Source organism: Flavobacterium sp. YO64, from assembly GCF_004119505.1.
In the GTDB taxonomy this organism is placed as follows: domain Bacteria; phylum Bacteroidota; class Bacteroidia; order Flavobacteriales; family Flavobacteriaceae; genus Flavobacterium; species Flavobacterium oncorhynchi.
Map to the genome: position 1 here is coordinate 133,625 of NZ_NRQV01000005.1, position 19,580 is coordinate 153,204.

At 45.1% G+C, this 19,580-nt stretch carries 19 protein-coding genes; 8 read left to right on the top strand and 11 right to left on the bottom strand.

The window, feature by feature from the left end; genetic code table 11:
- Positions 1-7 precede the first annotated feature (7 nt).
- Both BOW57_RS05285 and BOW57_RS05290 read left to right on the top strand, forming a co-directional pair.
- A complete protein-coding gene (locus BOW57_RS05285) occupies positions 8-277 on the top strand; it encodes a hypothetical protein (protein ID WP_129053280.1) in 270 nt (89 codons plus the stop codon).
- A gap of 121 nt (positions 278-398) precedes the next feature.
- Positions 399-623 carry a hypothetical protein gene (locus BOW57_RS05290; RefSeq protein ID WP_041515732.1) on the top strand — a complete coding sequence of 75 codons (225 nt, stop codon included), beginning with the start codon at positions 399-401 and terminating at the stop codon, positions 621-623.
- An 86-nt stretch (positions 624-709) separates the two neighbouring features.
- On the opposite strand, the gene BOW57_RS05295 is transcribed toward BOW57_RS05290, so the two are convergent.
- The 7 genes from BOW57_RS05295 to BOW57_RS05325 all read right to left on the bottom strand — a co-directional run bounded on the left by BOW57_RS05295 (position 710) and on the right by BOW57_RS05325 (position 9,022).
- Positions 710-1,588: a diacylglycerol kinase family protein gene (locus BOW57_RS05295; protein WP_129022508.1), complete on the bottom strand. Its 879-nt coding sequence runs from the start codon at positions 1,586-1,588 to the stop codon at positions 710-712.
- Positions 1,589-1,591: 3 nt separating this feature from the next.
- Entirely contained in the window at positions 1,592-3,550 is a 1,959-nt protein-coding gene (locus BOW57_RS05300; protein ID WP_129053281.1) for an LTA synthase family protein, read from the bottom strand.
- A gap of 121 nt (positions 3,551-3,671) precedes the next feature.
- Complete coding sequence (locus BOW57_RS05305) at positions 3,672-4,937, bottom strand: HAMP domain-containing sensor histidine kinase (protein WP_241687388.1); 1,266 nt, start codon at positions 4,935-4,937, stop codon at positions 3,672-3,674.
- Positions 4,934-5,608, bottom strand: coding sequence for a response regulator transcription factor (locus tag BOW57_RS05310; RefSeq protein WP_129022505.1), 675 nt, complete (start codon positions 5,606-5,608; stop codon positions 4,934-4,936). Before BOW57_RS05310 ends, BOW57_RS05305 begins: the two co-directional genes overlap by 4 nt.
- A gap of 317 nt (positions 5,609-5,925) precedes the next feature.
- A complete protein-coding gene (locus BOW57_RS05315) occupies positions 5,926-6,576 on the bottom strand; it encodes a DUF1345 domain-containing protein (protein WP_129053283.1) in 651 nt (216 codons plus the stop codon).
- Positions 6,577-6,615: 39 nt separating this feature from the next.
- Entirely contained in the window at positions 6,616-8,136 is a 1,521-nt protein-coding gene (gene eptA, locus BOW57_RS05320) for a phosphoethanolamine--lipid A transferase EptA (protein WP_129053284.1), read from the bottom strand.
- Positions 8,123-9,022 carry a phosphatase PAP2 family protein gene (locus tag BOW57_RS05325; RefSeq protein ID WP_129053285.1) on the bottom strand — a complete coding sequence of 300 codons (900 nt, stop codon included), beginning with the start codon at positions 9,020-9,022 and terminating at the stop codon, positions 8,123-8,125. The genes eptA and BOW57_RS05325 overlap by 14 nt, the downstream gene beginning before the upstream one ends.
- A 358-nt stretch (positions 9,023-9,380) precedes the next feature.
- Between BOW57_RS05325 and BOW57_RS05330 the strand changes: the two genes are divergently transcribed.
- From BOW57_RS05330 to BOW57_RS05340, 3 genes are all read left to right on the top strand, one after another.
- Positions 9,381-9,626 carry a hypothetical protein gene (locus tag BOW57_RS05330; RefSeq protein ID WP_041515741.1) on the top strand — a complete coding sequence of 82 codons (246 nt, stop codon included), beginning with the start codon at positions 9,381-9,383 and terminating at the stop codon, positions 9,624-9,626.
- Between the two features lie 125 nt (positions 9,627-9,751).
- A complete protein-coding gene (locus BOW57_RS05335; RefSeq protein ID WP_129053286.1) occupies positions 9,752-10,798 on the top strand; it encodes an MBL fold metallo-hydrolase in 1,047 nt (348 codons plus the stop codon).
- Positions 10,795-15,918: an ATP-binding protein gene (locus BOW57_RS05340; RefSeq protein WP_129053287.1), complete on the top strand. Its 5,124-nt coding sequence runs from the start codon at positions 10,795-10,797 to the stop codon at positions 15,916-15,918. The genes BOW57_RS05335 and BOW57_RS05340 overlap by 4 nt, the downstream gene beginning before the upstream one ends.
- 65 nt (positions 15,919-15,983) lie before the next feature.
- Here the strand turns inward: BOW57_RS05340 and BOW57_RS05345 are convergent, their stop codons facing one another.
- Both BOW57_RS05345 and BOW57_RS05350 read right to left on the bottom strand, forming a co-directional pair.
- Positions 15,984-16,262, bottom strand: a complete 279-nt coding sequence (locus tag BOW57_RS05345) for a hypothetical protein (RefSeq protein WP_123902595.1) — start codon at positions 16,260-16,262, stop codon at positions 15,984-15,986.
- Positions 16,263-16,266: 4 nt separating this feature from the next.
- A complete protein-coding gene (locus BOW57_RS05350; protein WP_041515745.1) occupies positions 16,267-16,668 on the bottom strand; it encodes a hypothetical protein in 402 nt (133 codons plus the stop codon).
- 441 nt (positions 16,669-17,109) lie between these two features.
- Between BOW57_RS05350 and BOW57_RS05355 the strand changes: the two genes are divergently transcribed.
- From BOW57_RS05355 to BOW57_RS05365, 3 genes are all read left to right on the top strand, one after another.
- Positions 17,110-17,574 carry a hypothetical protein gene (locus tag BOW57_RS05355; RefSeq protein WP_129053288.1) on the top strand — a complete coding sequence of 155 codons (465 nt, stop codon included), beginning with the start codon at positions 17,110-17,112 and terminating at the stop codon, positions 17,572-17,574.
- A gap of 65 nt (positions 17,575-17,639) precedes the next feature.
- Entirely contained in the window at positions 17,640-18,032 is a 393-nt protein-coding gene (locus BOW57_RS05360) for a hypothetical protein (protein WP_129053289.1), read from the top strand.
- 14 nt (positions 18,033-18,046) lie between these two features.
- Complete coding sequence (locus BOW57_RS05365) at positions 18,047-18,478, top strand: DUF1810 domain-containing protein (RefSeq protein WP_129053290.1); 432 nt, start codon at positions 18,047-18,049, stop codon at positions 18,476-18,478.
- A gap of 23 nt (positions 18,479-18,501) precedes the next feature.
- Here the strand turns inward: BOW57_RS05365 and BOW57_RS05370 are convergent, their stop codons facing one another.
- Together BOW57_RS05370 and BOW57_RS05375 are read right to left on the bottom strand one after the other, a co-directional pair.
- The gene (locus BOW57_RS05370; protein ID WP_129053291.1) at positions 18,502-18,945 is read right to left on the bottom strand and encodes a hypothetical protein; all 444 of its coding nucleotides are present in this window, start codon (positions 18,943-18,945) and stop codon (positions 18,502-18,504) included.
- An 11-nt stretch (positions 18,946-18,956) separates the two neighbouring features.
- A complete protein-coding gene (locus BOW57_RS05375; RefSeq protein ID WP_129053292.1) occupies positions 18,957-19,580 on the bottom strand; it encodes an SOS response-associated peptidase in 624 nt (207 codons plus the stop codon).

Below are 19,580 nucleotides of genomic sequence, written 5' to 3' on the forward strand. Positions count from 1 at the left end.
ATGCGAAATGAAAAAACGAAAGAAGAAATACTATCCCAACATACAGAAGACATCGAGGGGACAGAAGGGCAGGCCGGTTAGAAAGAAGAACAGGTATTCGGCTGTCAATATCGGAAAAACGATCATACTGGCAATTCTGGGAATTGTGATTGTTCTTGGAATTTTTGCCAGGGCAAGACATTTCATCCTGTACCATGTGCAGGACAGGCCGCATGAGCAGGCCAACGGGAAATTGACCAATGAAGGCACCGGACGCCTTCCTGAATCCCCGAAATGAAATATATAAGAAAAATATAAAAGGCGATTGTTAATTCAAAACCGCAGGCTTTTTCGAAGGTTCTGCGGTTTATTCCATAAAAAAAATAAACCGGGCATTTAAACCAAATGATTAGCAGAATATGAAAAAGTATGCCAATATTTCCAATGTAATCCTTACCATTCTAAGGGACAATCCTGATCGTGATTTTGCTCTGGAGGAGCTTTCGGGCTTAATTTTTCCGACAGATCCGATACAAGAGGAGAAGCATAACCAGGCTGCCGTTCTGGATGTGCTGATTTTTCTGGACGACCAGAAAATGATCCTTCTGGATTTTGAGACGGACCGCTCAAGGCTTGCCAAATAGAACTGATAAGATCAAGGGCGGCAGCTCGTATTTCCGGAGAGCCTTCCCCGAAGGGAAGACAGTTCCGGAAAAGCTTAATTAAGCTTTCAGACCAGCACGCTGAGTGCGGCCGGCTCTGCCGAAATTGTGCAGCTGTTGGTCCTTAATTTATAATGCTCCCCGTCGATCTGCGCATCGGTGAAGATCTTCATCGGCATTTGAATCTGCAGGCTGTTTACCAGATGGTGCTGGGCCTTCTTGAATCTGCTTACCGAGCGGTTCAGGATATGGTATCCGAGGGCTATTTTTTCGAAAAAGGAAAGCTCGGGAATGAGAACCAGATCCAGTTTTCCATCCGTCAGCAGTGCGCCTGGGGTAAGGCTCATGCTGTAGCCCATTTCATTTGAATTGGAAACAAAGACCATAAAGGGCTTTATTGGTATGACCCTGTCGTCGAAATATATTATGGCGGGCTGCGCATTATACTCAAAGGCAGCAGCAACTGCAGCCTTGATATAGGCAAAAAGCATCCTTTTTCCCGAATTCTCATACTTTTTTACAATCATCGCGTCAATTCCGATGCCGGTGTTGCTGAAAAAGTAATGCTGGTTGATCCTGCCGGCATCGATCCGCAATTTTCTTCCTTCCCTGATAATTTCAAGAGATTTTCCGATATCGCGCGGAATGTTCAGATGCGATGCCAGTCCGTTTCCCGACCCCACAGGGATGATCCCCAGCTTCACATCGGTGCCGATAAGGCGTGAAGCCACCTCATTGATGGTTCCGTCGCCTCCGCAGGCCACGATGATGTCGGGATTCTGCTCGAGCGCTTTTTCGGTGAGAATCAGGGCGTGCTTTCTGCTCATGGTGTAATCAGTGCTGATCTTATACCGGTCAGCGGGAAAGAACTGCCTGATGTAAAAATCGGGCAGGCTGTGGCGCCCTCCGCCGGAGACTGGGTTTATGATGAAATGTATGTAGGTCATTGCTTATTTTAAAAGTTTGTTTGTAAAAAGGTAATCAGCGGTCTGGTACCATGCGATGGTCTCTTCAAGAAACGGTCTGTCCATCGGCAGGGTCGTGAGGCTGTTGTCTGATTTTTTCCAGCTGTAGAAGGCCTGCTTCTTCTGGTCGGAGAGTATCATGACCCGGCTGCCTTTCATGAGCGCGAGCTTGCGGTATGTCCCCAGAAATGCCCGCTGCTCGAAATCGGGTTCAAGGATGTCCCTGCCGAAGAAATCGGATTCGTAGTGCCATTTGAACATCGAAAATACGGTAGGCCAGAGATCGATCTGCGAGCACTGCTTATCCACCTTGCGGCTGGCCGTATCGGGCATATTGACGATAAAGGCGGGGATATGGTAGTTGGCAATGTCGATCTCATCCTTTCCTGCGCTGCTGGCGCAGTGGTCGGCAACGACAATGAAGACGGTATTCTTGTACCAGGGCTTTTTAGACGCTAGGGCAAAGAGCCTTTTCAGGGCATAGTCGGCATACTTGACAGCCCCCTCGCGTCCCGTTCCCGACGGGATGTCTATCCGGCCTGAAGGATAGGTGTAGGGCCTGTGGTTGGAGGTGGTCATCACGAAATTCAGGAACGGCTTTCCTTCCTTATGCTTCTGGTCGGCAGTGCTGATCATTTTATTGAAAATGTCCTCATCGCAGATTCCCCATGCATTTTCAAAGGTGACCTCGCTGTCTGCGATATTATGCCTCACTGTGCTGATGCGGTCGCTGAGCACGCTTCCGCGCCCGCGGTCATAAATGCTGAAGCCGTTGCCTCCGAAATAGGAGTTCATGTTGTCGAAATAGCCGTCGCCGCCGTAAAAAAAGCTGCAGTCATAGTTTTTGGACCTGAAGACATTGCTGATGGTGTAGAGGTCCTGGTTTTCCGGCCTTTTGACAATCGACTGTCCCGGGGTTGGAGGTATGCACAGTGTCAGCGCCTCCATGCCGCGCACGGTTCTGGTTCCGGTGGCGTACATGCCGGTGAAAAAGACGCTCTTCTGGGCAAGGCTGTCCAGGAAAGGGGTCAGGTTCTGCCTGTTTCCGAATTCGGCCATAAAATCCGCACTGAAGCTTTCCATGAGGATAAAGACCACGTTGCTGCGCTGCAGCGGCGACTGGGCGTCCTTTATGCTGCGGTGGATCGAGTAGCCTGTGGTGGCAAAGGATACCGTGCTGTCGGCCAGTTTTGATTTGACGATGCTGAACGCGCGGTCATTGCCGATGGAGGTGTAAAACTGCTCATACTTCATCTGGTTATTGCGGAAAGCGGCAAAAAAGGCATAGATGCCCGATTTGGAAATTTCGGAATTGTAGCGGTTGGGCGACCATTCGGCCTGGCTGCTAGAAATAAAAGTGATATAAAAGGATGCCGCGGCCGTGAAGAGCAGCAATATGGAAACCCTCTTCACTATGTCCACGTTGTGGGCGAATGCGGCGGCAAAGGCTCTTGATCTGTAAAAGGCGAAAAGCACAAGTGCGGTAACTATCACGACAGCTGACACGAGAAGCGCCAGAGGATAGGACTCCTGTATATTGGCAATGACCTCGTAGGTGTAGATCAGGTAGTCCACCGCAATGAAATTGAAGCGGGTCCTGAATTCCTCCCAGAAGGTGATTTCGGCCAGAAAGGTGAAAACCAGTATAAAAACATTCAGCGCCGTAAAGAACCAGATTACGATCCTGTCGGCCAGCGAGCCGGTCCATCGTCCCGCAAATACGGTATAGTAGAGAACGGCAGGATAAGAAATCAGTGCGATGGTTCCGATATCAAAAAAAAGCCCTGTAAGGAGCGTGCGGATGACATCAAAAATGCTTTGCGAGACCTGGCCATGCTGCCAGATAAAAAGGATGATGCGCAGCAGCTGCGAAAACAGCAGAAACCATGCAATAAAATGAACCAGCAGTGCGTATCTGCCGGTTCTGATAGACAATTTACCCATAACTCAATAATAACTCAGCAAAGTTTACATTGCAATGTTGTAGTCATTCTGAATTTTTGGTTTTTATTAAGAAATATTAACCGATTGTGCATAAAAAAAGCAGAGCGGCAGGATGCCCGGCCTAGAACTTTACGCTGAAGCAGTGGAAATCGTTATGATAGGAGTAGGAGATCTTCCAGCCGCTTATCTCGGTTATCTTTCTGATAATGGCCAGACCCAGCCCGCTGCCGTTTGCCGAGGTGCCGCCGCTGAAGAAACGTCCGAAGAGCTTCTCGATGGGAAGCGGTTCGACCGTACCGGTGTTGAGGATCATCAGCTCGCGGTCCAGGATCCTGATTATGATATTTCCCTCGGTGCGGTTATGGCGGATGGCGTTAAGCACCAGGTTGTTGATCAGGATTTCGGCAAGGACAGGGTTGGCTTCTATTTCAAGCTTTTCGGACAGCTGCACATTAATGGCGACCCATTTCTGGCCGGCCTGCTCGGTAAAGAAGTCCAGATGTTTTTCTATATGCTCATTGACCGAGATGCAGGTTTTTTCCAGATAGATCTCATGCTCTATTTTGGAGAGCAGCAGCAGATTTTTGTTGAGCCTGTTGAGTTTTGCCACATCCCTGCTCAAGGCGCCCAGCACCCGAGTCTGGTCCTTGTCGAGCCGCATCTGGAAAAGGGTGTCGATCTTGTTCTGGAACAGCGCGAGGGGCGTCTGGAGCTCATGGGCCGCATTTTCCACAAACTCGCGCTGGCTTTTGTAGATGGCCGTATTTTTTTCGATCAGCGCCTCAAGGCTTCTGTTCAGGCGTTCAAATTCGTCGATGTCGGTCTCCAGGAAATGGGGGGGCTTGTTCTTGTCGATCTCAAACTCATGGATCTGGTCCAGAGTGTCATAGAAGGGCTTCCATCGTTTGGATGCCGTTTTCTTGGAGAGCCATACAATGCCGATAAAAAGCACCAGAAGGATAAAGGTGAACATGCCAGCTATGGTGAACACCATCCTTTCCATTTCCAGCAGGTGGATCTTTTCGGTGTAGGTGTATTTTCTGCCGGCAATTTCCACTGGGGCGTAAATGATGCGGAAAGGCTCTTTTTCCTCAGCTGTGGAGTCTTCGATCATGGTGCCGACTATGGAATCTTTTTTTACGCCCATATCGGGCATAATGGTGAAATGCAGGTTGTACCTGTTCCAGGTCTTAATGTCTTCGGGAGTGAAATTGCGGCTGGACTGGTTAATGAATGCATTTTTATGCTGCACGAGCACCTCTTCGGTTTCGTAGATGAAAAGCCACTGGCTCACAAAGTAGAATATCGGAGCACAGATTAAAAGGATCACGGCGGCAAGCACGAGAAAATCCCTCGTGGTTTTGCCCAATAGTTTTTTACGATTCATTTTTCCCATTTGTATCCTTCGCCGTAAACGGTTTTAATATAGTCTCCCGAACCTGCTTTGGCGAGTTTCTTTTTGAGGTTTTTGATGTGTGCGTATATGAAATCATGGCTGTCTAGCATATCGGCCATATCGCCGGAAAGATGTTCGGCGATGGCGGCCTTTGACAGGACCTTGTCATTGTTGCCGATCAGGAACAGCAGAAGGTTGAGCTCCTTTCTGGTCAGTTCGAGTTTTCGGTCATTGACCAGCACTGTTTTGGTGAACACTTCGATCCTGATCTCCTGAAACACCACGCTGTTGCTTCCCCTGAAGTTCCTGCGCCGCACCAGCGCCTGCATCCTTACCAGCAGTTCGGCAAGATGGAAGGGTTTGGTAAGGTAGTCGTCGGCGCCCAGGCTGAAGCTTTCCAGCCTTGTCTCCAGGGTCTCTTTTGCCGATATGATTATCACCCCGTCGGTCTTGTCCTTGCTTCGCAGCTCCCTAAGGATGTCAAAACCGTCCCCGTCGGGAAGGCCCAGGTCAAGCAGTATGCAGTCGTAATCGTAATTGTCGATCTTATGGACGGCCTGCGCATAATTGTGCGCCGTTTCGCATTTTACGCCATTGTCCTTGAAATAGCTCTGTATGCTTTGAGCGATATCCTGTTCGTCTTCTATGATTAAAATTTTCATGATGCCATTTTCTTAGCGCCCCATGACAGTGCATATGCCCACTAAATTTAAGAATTTATGGCAATATGTGCGCTGCGGGGCATCATTTTTTTTTAAAACGGCGTGGCCGTTTATATATTACAGTCTGTAATAATACGGCTCAATTTTGAATTAATTCTGAATTTTTGCCTGCGGCGTGTTTTTTTGCCTCAAAAACTGCCTTAACCTATCCGGGCTTTGATAAAGATTCCCCCAGCCATGAAAACTGGATGCCGGGAGAATCAAATCAAAAAAAACACGGTTTGGGAACATATAAATGTTCTTGTAAGGCTTATTTTTCAGCGCTGGACCATGCTGGAAATAATATTGATGCTCAATGCCAGTATGGTGGTGTTGAACATAAAGGAAAGCACCCCGTGCACCAGCGCGGTCCTCCTTATCTTCCTGTCCAGTATGGCGACATCGGACACCTGAAAGGTTGTGCCGATCACAAATGAGAAATAGACAAAGTCGAGATAGTCAGGTTCGCCTTTTCCGGGAAAATCAAGGCCGTTGAGCGAATAATGGAGATTGGCGTATTTGAAGGCGAACGTGGTATGGACCACCGCCCAGGCCGTTCCCACCGATGAGAGGGTCATCACCACATGCAGCGCCAGCTCGGAACCGGTCTTCTGGTCGGCTGAAACATACAGCAGCACGATGCCCAGAAGGCTTACAGCCGTTGTAAGGAGCATGAACAGGGACAGCACAGCGCGTCCCGAGTCCTGGTCTTTGGCATTTTTCTTAAGCTCATCCACACGGCAGGTGAAAATTGTAAACCAGGAGAAAAACAGCTGGTTTAGCGAAAAAGCCAGCCAGACCGCCATGATGTGCACCGAAGGCCTGCTGGTTCCGATCTCAAGGACAAGGGCGGTGAGCAGTCCCGCCGAAGCGGAAATTGCCAGCCTTGACCTGTTGCTGAGCCGGTTTATAAATACTGTTCCATTCATTAGAAATTATTTTTATGGCTTGTGCCGGTTGTTTGAATGCTATTGGTAAATGTTCATATTTTCATCATAGATGGAGCTTTCTATATTCAGAAAGTTCAGCACACTGTGGAAGACATGGTACTGGGATGCGGTTTTATCGGCTTTCAGTTTTTTTGAGCCGGGCGAAACCCAGACAATAAAAGGAATCTCAAACTGCTCCCTTGGCGCAATGCTCATCGGCAGGCCGTGCATGTAGAGATTTTTTTCGCCGAGCGACTCGCCGTGGTCCGAAACAAAAATCATAGTGCTGTCAAAATCCTTGAGCTCTTTCAGGTTCTGGATCACGCGGCTGAGCAGGTAATCGGTATAGACTATCGTATTGTCGTAGGCGTTCATCAGCTCTTCCTTTGAACAGTCGGCAAGCTCGACGCTTGAGCAGACCGGATTGAAATACTGGAACGCCGGAGGGTACTTTTTGCTGTAGCTGGGACCGTGGCTTGTGCTGGTATGCAGCACCAGAAGTATCTTGTCCCTGCTGCTGGCCAGGATCTGCTCTTGGAAAAGGTTAAGCAGGACCTCGTCGTATGCGCATTCCCTGCCCGTACATGCAGCGCCCAGGTATTTCCGGTTCTGGTAATTTTTGATATGAAGCGGCGGCTCTCCCCAGTTGGCGGTCCTCCAGATGACCTCGACATCGTTACGGTACAGGTAGTTGGGCAGAATCTCATAGAGATCGTCGGTCTTTTTATAGTCCAGTATCGCCTTCACGCCGCCGGTGGTATAGGTTGCCGAGGAGACAGCATTGAAGATATGCAGGTTTTCAGTTTTGGAAAGCAGCGGATTGGTGTTCTTTGGATAGCCGTAGAGCGAGAAATTGGCCCTTCTTGCGGATTCCCCGATGACCAGCACCACAATGGATTTCTTCCTGTCCCTGATGCGGGCATCGGGAAGCAGGATTTCCTTCTGGTTTTTCCTGTACTGGTGCACGTAAAAGAGGGAGGTGTTGACCGCATAGGACCATGGCATAGCCAGCCCTCCCAGCTTTTTGGAATTCTTGTCTATCCAAAGCCAGCCGGCGGAATTGATAAAAACCAGCGCCAGCGCAACAAGCAGGCTTCCCGTACAGAGCGCCGCAAACCTTTTAAGGGGCTCCTTTACGATCTTTATCCTCAAGAGCGCCGCCGAGGGAATTATCCCGAGCACGAGCACATAAAGCACCAGCCTAACCGAAAAATAGGCGCTTGATTCCGCATAATTGGTGTTGAGGATATTCCCCACCATGCTTTCGTCTATGATCACGCTGTAGGAATTGATGAAATACAGGGCTGCCGCGCTGAGGGCAAAAAAGAGCGAAATGAGAATTCTGCCGAAAATTCCGGTAAGGTAAAGCAGCAGGTAAAAGACCAGGAAATCCAGCACCAGCATCAGCAGGATGAGGCTGGAGATGGTCATAATGCCGCTGAATCCCGCGTAATTCAGATTCCCGACCACAAAAGAGAAGAAGGGGATATGGAAGAACAGGCAGTTGGCCAGGCTGATTAAAGCCGCCATGCGGGCCGCCGGGAGTCTAGCTTTTAACATAAGCGGCTGTAATTTTATATAGTGATATGGTCAAAACGAATAAAGACAGGCAGAATATGAAAAGGTGCTCCTGCATGATCCTGAAGGCCAGCGCAAGCCAGCATCCCGTGAAGGCAATGATGAAGAAGGGGTGGTATTTCCTGTTTCCGATCCATTTCCAAATGCGGTACCTTGTTGAGATAAATATTCCGGCAAGGGCGCAGAAGTAGCCTATGATGCCCCCGACAAGAACATCAATGGGGTAATGCGCTCCCAGGGCAACCCTTGTGAGGACAAGCGCGAGACCCGCTGACACAAAAAGTGCGCACCAAAAGATCCTGTTTATCAGCCTGGCAGGCATAAAGGCAAACATAAGGATGGAGAGCGCCGTAAAAATGGTGATGGAATGCCCTGAGGGCAGGCTGTTGTGCCCTGAGAGAGTCCTTCCGATTATGGTAAAGCTGCCGTTGTCAAAAAAAGCTGCCGGCCTTGGGACATGAAAGAGCTTTTTCAGCACGCTGGAAAACAGGCAGGAAACCAGAAGGGCAGAGGCAAGAGACTCCCATATCTTAGGCGCGTGCAGCACAAAAATGCTCAGCAGCGACGCCACCACCAGGGTATTTCCGGTTTCGGTGAGATTGTACTGCATTTCGGGATATTGGGACAGGGCGGCATTCAGCATAAAGAAATATTCCCGCTGGATTAGGATATACGATTCGGCGCGCAGCGCATCGAACATGAAAAGGAATGCGGCGATGAGCAGCAGCAGCACCGCAGGCAGGAAAAAAAGCGAAGGCCGCAGCCTTGAGAAGTTGAATGTAACATAAAGGTCCAACAGGGGATTGGCCTTTTCGGATCTGATTTTTTCGATGCCCCCATCGGCATTTTCGAGGAATAACTGGCGCATTTTCTAGGACTTTGTTAATCATTGTTTTACACTGGCTTAACCAGGGCAAAACATATCGATTCTTTTTTCCCGAAAGTTTACAATCCAATTTTGTAATCATCCTGAATTTTCATTTCACAAACTTTTATTTTGGATAATTTTAGTGTTTATTTGTTTGTATATCAGATTATTAAAAATATTTTAAAATTTTCAGAAGAGCAGCAAGTCTCTCAATGCGAGCAGTTTTTTTTCTGCCGATCCAATGCGTTTTAACATTCGCCGGCGCATTATTTTAACACTGAAATTTTGCATGCGCCGAATGTAAATAGGTATATTTGGATTTAGAATCCACCCAAGACCAACGGTCAGATCTTTCAAAATGGAAAAAGCGATACGACTAAAAGTGAGAAAAGATTTGGATGCCCGCCAGCAGCATACCATCCTTAGGCTCAAGGGCAGCCTGATTTCCAAAGGCTATACCGAGATTATCCACATCCTGGACAAGGATGAGGAGTTTCATATCAATACCTTTGAAACACCATCTGAAAAGCAAGTAGAAGTTAAGCAGTATATCGCTGCATTTATAAATCAGGAAAACATCCTGGATACTGTAACGATCGAATAGTTTCAATTTTCAAATAAAAGCTGCTTCGGTTGTGAAGGCAGAAGCACTTTTTGGTTTTAAGGTTGCACATGCTGCAAATAATTGTAATTTTATAAAAAATCTTACTAAAAACTTTTGGCGCATTGATGAACATTGATTTTCTGGATGCAGGCTGTGCGGATGCCATCCATATTAATTTTAAAGGCACTGATGATAAAACGCACAACATCATAATTGACGGCGGCAGCGAGAAGAGCCGCCTTTATGAGTCAGGGCTCAGAAAGAGATTGCATGAAATAGCCAACGTCAGAAAAGAAATAATTGATATATGGATCATCACCCACATTGATGATGATCATATAGGCGGAATTCTCCGTCTTCTTAAAGATGCTGACCTTCTGAAAGCCGTGGATCTCTCCAGAACCACTTTCTGGTTCAATTATTCCAACTGGGACTATGACACCGGCATCCGGAGCAATAACTTAAAAAATGTTAAGCAGGGCATTACCCTTAGGGAGTACCTTGCAGCCCATTCACATGTAAAACAGGACATAACCGACAGCCACCCCCTGATTGATTTATGGGGAGCCAAATTGATTATCCTGTCTCCCGACAATGCAAAATACAATTCGCTTCTCAAGCTGTGGAAAAATGAGGAAGTGAGAATGAGAGATAATGAGCCTTCATCTTTAAAAAGCATTAGAAATAATGACTACGGCAGGAGGATTGAAGATTTCGATACTTCCAGGGAAGTGAAGGATGTTTCGGTGGAAAACGGATCAAGCATCAGTTTTATGCTGCAGTTCAACGGCGAATCATTTCTGTTCACTGCCGACAGCCATCCTGATGTTCTTGTCGCAGCTATCAGGAGAAGATTCGGAGGGCAGAAGATCAAGCTAAAGCATATGCAGATTCCCCATCACGGAAGCAGGTATAATACAAGCAATGCTCTACTGGAGCTGGTTGACTGCGAAAATTACATTATTTCAGCAGATGGATACAACCGTTCAAATCTGCCCAACAAGGAAACTTTAGTGAAAGTGCTTCGCGCCAATCCCGATAAAAACATCAATTTTTTTATCACGCAGGAAAATGAACTTACAAGGAACATTTTTAAAGCAGATCCAGAATTTAATATTAATCTAATATTTCCCCAGCCGGGAAACAGCCACCTTCACTTTGAAATAGGATGACAGCAGAGAAAGATTTTATAGTAAGAATTGAAAATCCCCATGGATTCAGCAGCGGACTTATATATTCGCCGGCCGGCCAGTCAGAAGAGGCCTATGTTTTTACGGCAAGACATGCTCTGGTTGGGGATAATGGGATTGCATGGGAATGCAATGAGCTGTCAGTCGGATTTCTTGCTGAAAATGGATGGTCCGAATATAAGCTGCAGGAAGGGGATGTAATATTATTTGGCGAAAATAATGCAACTGAAGATATAGGAGTACTGATAGTCAAAAAGCAATTCCTTCCCGTATCGCTTAACTATGATAAATGCCCTGAAATCTGCCTGGTGCCGGCTAAAGTCCATGAACTTGAGATAACAGGTTTTCCTAAAGTGGTTCTTAATCAATTAAAAAGAACGCTGCACCATTTGATGCCCCTTAAGGATAGAGATTACGAAAGGCAGATACAGATTGAAGTATCAGATCCCCTGACAGGGGAGTACAATGACGACAACCTTGTGGAAGGCTATTCGGGAAGTCCGGTATTTGTTAATGTGAATGGCAGATATTTCTGCTGCGGCCTATTTCTTGCCTATGAGACAAAAAATAAAAGAATATTGGGGATCGATCTTTCTCTGGTAAATGATCTTCTGGCGTCAAGATCGCTGCCCCTTTTATCATTGCTGCAGATAGAGACAGACCCTACTGTGCTTGAAGCAGCTGAAAAGCTTAATGAAAATTCTTTCAGGGTGCTTTCAAGAATACGAGACAGCGTTGGAAAAGTCAACCTGCCTAGGACCGAAATTTCAGCCGCTGCTTTGGAAGTTATAAAAAACGGCAAGCTGGCAATATTTACAGGAAAGCCGGGAAGCGGAAAATCGGCGATGGTTAAGAAGATTTTGGATGGACTAAAAAGCGATTTTGAAATATTTGCTTTTCAGGGCGAGCAGCTGGACAAAAAAAGCATCGAGGAGATATTTGCAGATAAGCCCTTCTGCTTCGGCATATCCCTTTCAGAGGTTCTTGATTCCCCGCAATTCGGTAAAAAGAAAATTTTCCTTATAGACAGCATCGAAAAAATACTTGAAACGGATAATGCTGAGACAATATTGGATTTTTTTGAACTGCTTTTTAAAAGAGAGGATATTACATTAGTGTTTACCTGCAGGAGCTATGCGGCCGAGCATTTAAAAATCCGTTTTTTAAGGCAGTTTCCCGCTTTTCCCGATTTTGATGTGCCTGCGCTTGATGCAGCGGAGCTGGAATACATCGCTGAGAGCTATCCGATGCTGAGAACGTTAGCAAAAAATAAATCCCTTTTGAAAGTTCTCCAGATTCCCTTTAATCTGGATAAGGCAGTGTCTTTACCTCAGAATTCGGTAAAAGATGATATTGATACTGAAGCTAGGTTCAAACAGATCATGTGGGAATATGTGATTGAAGGGCGCGAAAAGGAATCAGATCCCCGAAAAAGACAGCTGCGCGGTGAGACATTTATGGAAATTGCCCTGAAGAGGGCATCGGCAATGAGCGCATATGCAACTGTTGAGGATGCACGTGCTGACATACTTCACGAGCTGACCGCTGACCATATTATTGATCCAGAACCGGTATACAGAAGAAGCTTTGCGGCAGCTCATGACATCTATGAGGACTGGGCATTGACAAGGCATATTGACAGCAATTATCTGCAGTACATTGCTGAAGAGGGCAATTACGGCGCTTTTTATGATGCAATAGGAACCGCTCCGGCAGTCCGGCGAGCCTTCAGAATCTGGATATCAGAAAAAATACAGGCAATGGACGGATCTGCAGGCCAGCTCGTAAAATCAACCCTCAACGATTCGGCAATCCAAAACTACTGGAAGGATGAAATATTAGTTGCTGTCATGCAGTCGCATTACAGCAGAGATTTTCTGCGGGAAAACAAGGATTTTCTATTTTTAGATCAGTTTAAATATTTCATAAGGATAATTTTTTTAGTTCGGGTTTCGTGCCAGAAGCCGGATTTTTCCCTCCTGAACGCATTGGATGTGGACAAAAGGACTCAGGTATATCACAATATCAATCTGGTTCCCTACGGTGAAGTATGGGCCAATCTCATTGAATTTATTTTCTTAAACCTGAATCTGCTGCAGCCACAGATGAGATTGATACTATCAATGCTGCTGCAGTGGGAGAAAGGCCTGAAAAAAAACGAACCGTTTCCTGCCGAGGCCGAGCATGCAGCTAAAATTTTAATATGGTTTTACAGTAATTTTACATCAGGTGTCCCATCTGACCAAGGAAGGGCTAAAACTGAGAATCTTGAAAATGGAATATTAATGCTTTTCCGTCTGTCTGACTTTGTCAAAGATGAATTGAAATCATTAATAGAGGATGCGTTTAGAAATAAAAACAGGGATGCTGATTTTGAAATCGGCAATCTGTATGACAAGATTTTAGAGTATGCCCTTGACGGGTACGAAGGGCAGAAAATATGCAAAAATTATCCTGAACTTGTCCTTGAAATTGCAGAAAGCAAATGGTTTTATTATCCGCCGACTCCTGAGCAGATTGCAGAAATGAAGAGGCAGTCCATTCTGGGGCCGTACCACCGGTCGATGATGCACAGCGAGCAGGATTTCGGCTTCAGAAGGAGCACAGAAAGGCATTATTCACCTGGAAGCCCTTATGAAACGCCTATATTGAACCTTCTGCTGTATTCTCCCTTTGCAACTGTAGATTTTTTAGTGAAGCTATTTAATCACGCTGCCGATTCCTATATCAAGTCCGATTTCGGCCGGGACAATGAATTTCTGCATCCTGCCGACCACCGTTCGCAGATAACTGTTATAATGGACGACGGAAGAGAGATTAAACAGCATGCCAGCCCTTCATTATGGATGATGTTCAGAGGAACCTATTTTAATTCGCCCGATGTTCTGAAATCCTGCCTAATGGCAGCCGAGTGCTATCTGCTGCAGATCGGCCGGGATATAAAAGAGAACAAGCATGACCAGTACACTAAATTTTTAAAGGCTTCCTGGGACTACACCTTTGAGGCTTTTTTAACCAGATGCAACAGCGTCATGGGGTCGGCAGTGCTTATAAGTGTCGCTAATGAGCATATGGATCTTGCCGGAAGAAGAATTTTTCCTTTACTGAAAATAAGGGAGATTTATCATCTGGATTTCCACAGGTGCCTTAAAGAATCAGAAGCCTACACTCCTCTGAGCTATAAAAAGCACCGCCAGCTGCGCCACTTGCAGCTGCAGAACTTCCAAACACTAAAGCATAGAAGCAAAAGCATTGAAGATCTGGTTATGAACCTTAGCCTTGGCGAGTTTCAAACCGAAATCTTTGGGATCATAGATAATTTTAATCTGGAAAACCCGACAGACCAAAACTGGCGTTTTGCACTTGCTCGGATCGACCGAAGAAAATACAGAATTGTAAAAGAAGTTGAAAACGGCTATTTGCTAGAAACAGAGCTGGAAGGCGACTTAAAAGAAATTGTCGAGGATAATAAAATAAAGCAGGAAGAGAACCATACCGTTTCTTATGCAGCATACTGGTGCATGCAGAAATTTAAGCATGAAACCGTGGAAGAGGACAGTTATGAAAAATGGTCGGAGTTGCACAAAATCTCTGTGGATGCCCAGGATAATAAAAACATATCCAAGATGCATAAGCAGCCCGTGCTTGTGGCAGCAATGGGAATCAGGGATTTCTATTGGTCATTAAGCGCAGCAGAAAGAGAATGGTGTGAAACAAAAGTAAACGAGCTGTTTAAATACGAACTCTTCGAAAATAGACTGGAGCTGGATTTTATGAATTCAAGACACACTGTGTATGAGACAGAAGCTGCCTTTTCTGTTGTTCCAATTTTGATGCTCAAGTCGGATGAGACGCAAAAGAAGATGTACAAGCAGAATATTCTTTATTACTTAACGCATTTTCATCAGAGATCCGAGCACAATTCCCTGAGAGCGTCAATTAACAGCTACCTATGGAAGCATGATCCCGGTTTTGTATTAAACTGCATCTTCTGCATTGTGGAGTATTCAAAATTCTCGCACCTTAAGCACAGGCTGGAGCATTTAAGCGGATATAAATCTTATAAAAGAAATTTCTTTTCCATTATAAAAACAGCGCATCATAGAATAAGGTTAAAAATAAATCCGCATTATAAACCCAAAGGCCGCATTGCGGGGCATATCAAATACAACGATGCCCTTAAACAGTACAGAGCCGGTTTTGATACGATTATGAATAGGGTCGCTGAAGAGGAAACCCCAGTGCAGATTGCAATTCCTGAATATCAGTCAAATGCAGGCGACTGGCTTTTCGAAGCTTTAAAACTGGTGCCGGCTGAAACAGAACTCAAAATTCTGCGGGACTATTTCAAGAATGTCTTGAATTTCATTTTTGAAACCTTTGCAAAAGATTCCGATCCATATGACGACACGATCCATCATACCCTGCAGCAGTTTTTTCAAGAAAAATTTGCACTGTTTTTACTCAGCCAGCCTGAGGATACTGCAATTGAAAACTTTAAAGCATTAATTGACTGGGCTTATGCAGATGGCGTAAAAATCTTGTATTCCAATAAAAAATATGAATTTACCGTTAAGTGCCTGGAGGAAGTGGTAAACCAGTTTTTAAATGATGAATCCAAAGCGGCAAATTTCTGGATTTTATGGAGTTATTTAAGCCATAAGATTTTAACGGCTAAGACGTTTATTTTTGATAAAGCTTTTCTATTCAACCATCGCATACTGTTCTTAACGCAGTTGGATTGGAATCCCCTAAAAAATAAAAAGCATTTTTTTGAAACTTTTATACTGCAGGGGGGAGATCTTGAATCTTCCGGAAGATTAACTGCCGGCATTGGATTTGAGGAATTAATGCCTGACGCTGTCAGCTGGCTGGCTGAACGCATTAAAAAAGAGTGGCCCGGAAATAAAGACTGGGATTTTTATCTTGAAAAAATTATTATCCAGACCTATTATGACGGCCGCATGAGAAGAGAAATCACGGCAACCGCCAGACTAAGGAATGATTTTATTGCGCTGCTGGACAAGCTGATAGATCAGAGCGCTTCTTCTACAGCTTATATAATCCGTGAAGATTTCATATCTTCAAAAGGCCTGGCGTAAAATTGGTGACATGTTTCAGTAGCTCGGAAAAAAAACACAGAAAAGATAAAAAAGATTCACGGTATTTATGAACCGCACCATTTTGTCTTTAATGACTGTATCTTCGCCTTTAGTGCAGACAGGTCGTTAATCTCATGGAGATAAAACAGTCCAACTACAATATAATGGGAATTTGGCTTAACGTCTTCATTGAAGGTATCCGTAAAATAAAACTGCGGGTCTGCTGAATTATAAATTAAGGCATATGCATTATCAGGATTCGGAGCCGAGATGCATCCATTAAACAGATTTACAATCTCCTGATCAGTAAGCGCACATAAAAAGTGGCAGATTAGTTCATTCATGGTATTACTTGTAAAATTTATATTCAATTCCAAATTTAAACACCGATGCCGGCGTAGATCCGGTTGGGAAAAAACGGATAATTAAAGTATCGCTGTTTTTTTTAGCTGTGATCTTATAGCCTCTTTCTTCCATGTAGGTGGAGGTTTTGTCCTGAGCATCAATAATTTCAATTTTGGCAGGATTTTTTGAAACCTTAAATATGGAATTATGTGTGTTTTCAAATATAAAAATATTTCCCTGTTTTTCAACTGTAATGTAATCTGCAGAAGCGGTGTCCGAGCTCATGATGCGGTTAACTGCCCCTGCATTTAAATTATAAGTGGTTTCAACCATTTTGCCATAGCCCGGTTTCGAACTGCACGACATTATAACCGCCAGTATGGGCAGCAGCGTTTCTTTTTTCATTTAACCTTCTTTTACGTTAATAAAATATATCCTTCTGATCTAAAGTTTGATACACGATTTGAAATAAGATCAGGAATTAAATTTTCTCGGCATTATTGCCTGCTGTTTAAAGCATAACAGCAGATTTATTCTGTAAATGTAGCCCTATAGTAATCTCGAGGTTACGGTTTTCCGTATTACGCCAATTTTAAATTGATGGCTGAAGATACGAATATTCGTTTATATCTTCTGGATTTTTGGGTGAATCACCCAATGAAGAAAGCAGGTGGATTTTGATCCGCTAGTATCGGCAGAGCTTCTTTTCATTTCCCGCAGAAACGGGCATGGACTAAACAGCGGATTTAAAACTGCCGAATTTTAATTACTGTGCAGATCGTTTTTTTAGAAGGCTGGAATTAAAAAATTAGCTAACTTTAGGCATAAGAACTAATACATTACAGTATGGATATTGATTATCAGGACCGTAATATTTTTGAAACGGATTATATTTTCAGGATACAGACCTTTGAGAAGTACCTGGAAAGCCCCGCCGCATCACAGCAGCATTATGCAGAGTATAAGGCGGGACTCATTCCCAACATATTTTACGCGCATAATATGAAGGATGTCCTGAGCCTCTTCAAAGAAGAATATGATGATATAAAATCCGGACTCGAGCGCTATGAAACGGACGACAACAATGATTTTCCGATGCTCAAGTCCTACGTAAATACGGAAAGGGACCTGCGAAAAATATTGGACAAGGACCAGCTAAGAGACTATACCACACTGCTGGAACGCTCCTTTGACAGCCAGAAGACCGATGCAAAGGCCACAGCAGTGAGCCGTTTTTTTCTGTCTAGCCCGATATTGGAGAGCTATATCTATCAGATTGAGAAGGTTTTCGGAAAAGGCATCCTGGACTGATTTCGGATTTTCTGGTGAGATTTTCGGATCATATGCCGTCCTTTTAATCTCTTAATTTTCGATTTATGGAACTGCATTTTGAAGATTTAGCGCTGACCGTTAGAGCCGGAGAGCTGGACGTGCCTTACGGCCTGAGTGACGAGACCCTGTTTTTATCGGTCCGCAGCCATTTAGCCGGTGTGCTTGGTTTCGGAGGCACAGAAATTTTCTGTTTTGGACCGGCACCGGACAATACAGCCGACGGACAGGATGAGCTTCTGGAAGACGGCGTTTTCTACCGCATCATCGCCTATGGTAAAAATCTGGGGATAGACGCTGAAAGCTCAGCTGAAGAAATTCTGAAAGCCTATCGTAATCTGGTTGAAAATTTCGAGCCAAGGTGGACTTCAGTCTTCACGGAAGAGGGTTCGTACAAAAAAGAGGTGACCATTGAGCTTATGTATCAGGAAGTACTTTGAAAAAACAGTCAGTTATGGATCTGAATGAAGGCATAGAAAGATTTATGCGGGCGCAGGAAAATGTGCACCGGCAGGCACTGGATGAAATAAAAAACGGAAAGAAGCAGAGCCACTGGATGTGGTTTGTCTTCCCGCAGATCAGGGGTCTGGGTTTTACGGACTATAACGTGTATTTTGGACTAAAGGACCTGGACGAAGCCAGGGAATTTCTACGGCATCCGGTACTTGGCAAACGTCTTGTCGAGATTTCGCAGGCGGTCCTGGAACTGAACGGAAAAACCGCGCTGGAGATTTTCGGAAAGCCCGACGAGCGGAAGCTCAGGTCCTGCATGACGCTGTTCAGCAGGATTGCCGATGCGGATCCGGTCTTCGAAAAAGTGCTGCAGAAATACTATGGCGGAATTTTGGATGAGAAAACAATTTCCATTCTCGGGACTCAAAATTAGACTCTAATGATTCTACCCAAACCTCACAGGTCAACGTAGATAATTTTCACCTTCCCGCGGTGCCCGTCGATCAGGCTATTTATCTCACCGCTGAGCTCCCTGTATTTGGCTGCAGAATCTTCCATTTCCTGATTCTTTTCCATTTCCAGCCTATTGATTTTTTCCTCGGGAGTTTCCTGTGCCATTTCCATCTTCCGGTATTCCATTTCCTTGCCTGATGCACCATCATTTTCCAAAGCCTCTTTCTGCTGCCGCCTTCTGGCAGCTTTTGCCTCCCTGTGGCAGATGATGATGTAGTCTTTCAGCAGCCCGACGCATCTTTGCACATGCTCGCCGAAGCCGCCGTCCTCGTCAAGGAGTTCGTGAGGATAGGTGTAATTGATGATCTCCATTCGGGAATGCAGGTCAATTTTAAAGTATTCTATAAATTCTGAGTCTGTGACTCCGTTAAACTTATCCATTTCCATAGCAGCGTCATTTAAATTTGAAAGCCGATCAGGTTTCCCTGATAGGGAAAAGCGAAATCTTCGATTTTAACCGACTGGTCCAGCCATGCGGATTCGTCCTGGCGTTTGAGCATAATGGGCATCCTGAGCTTATGGTTATGGATGTACTGCATCAGGTCATTTGCTTTTGTAGTCACCATGGTATAGGTGTTTTTAATCTCATCGGTCACAGGATCCGTCCAAGAGGAATACAGTCCTGCAAAAGTAAAGATTTCATCATCCTGGGAATTGATCTGGTACTTGTCCTTGCTATTTCCCTTCTGGTCATTCCAGTGCCATTCGTAATAGGCAGAGGCGATTATCAGGCAGCGGTTGTGCGTTATGTTTTTAAAAGATGCTTTCTCTTCAATGGTTTCAATGCGGGCATTGAGCGTGTTTTTCCTGAACTCGATGTCTTTTGCCCAGGAAGGCAGCAATCCCCATGTGTAATCCGTTGTGATCAGATGCGGAGAGGAATTGAGTATCACAGGGATATTGGGATGCGAAAACCCGTTTATGAAATCCGACTGCAGATAGGTCTCCTCATTATCGAGCTCGGCGTTAAAGCGTCTTTTCAGATCTTCTATAGAGGCATTCTGCTGGGTGTAGTAACACAT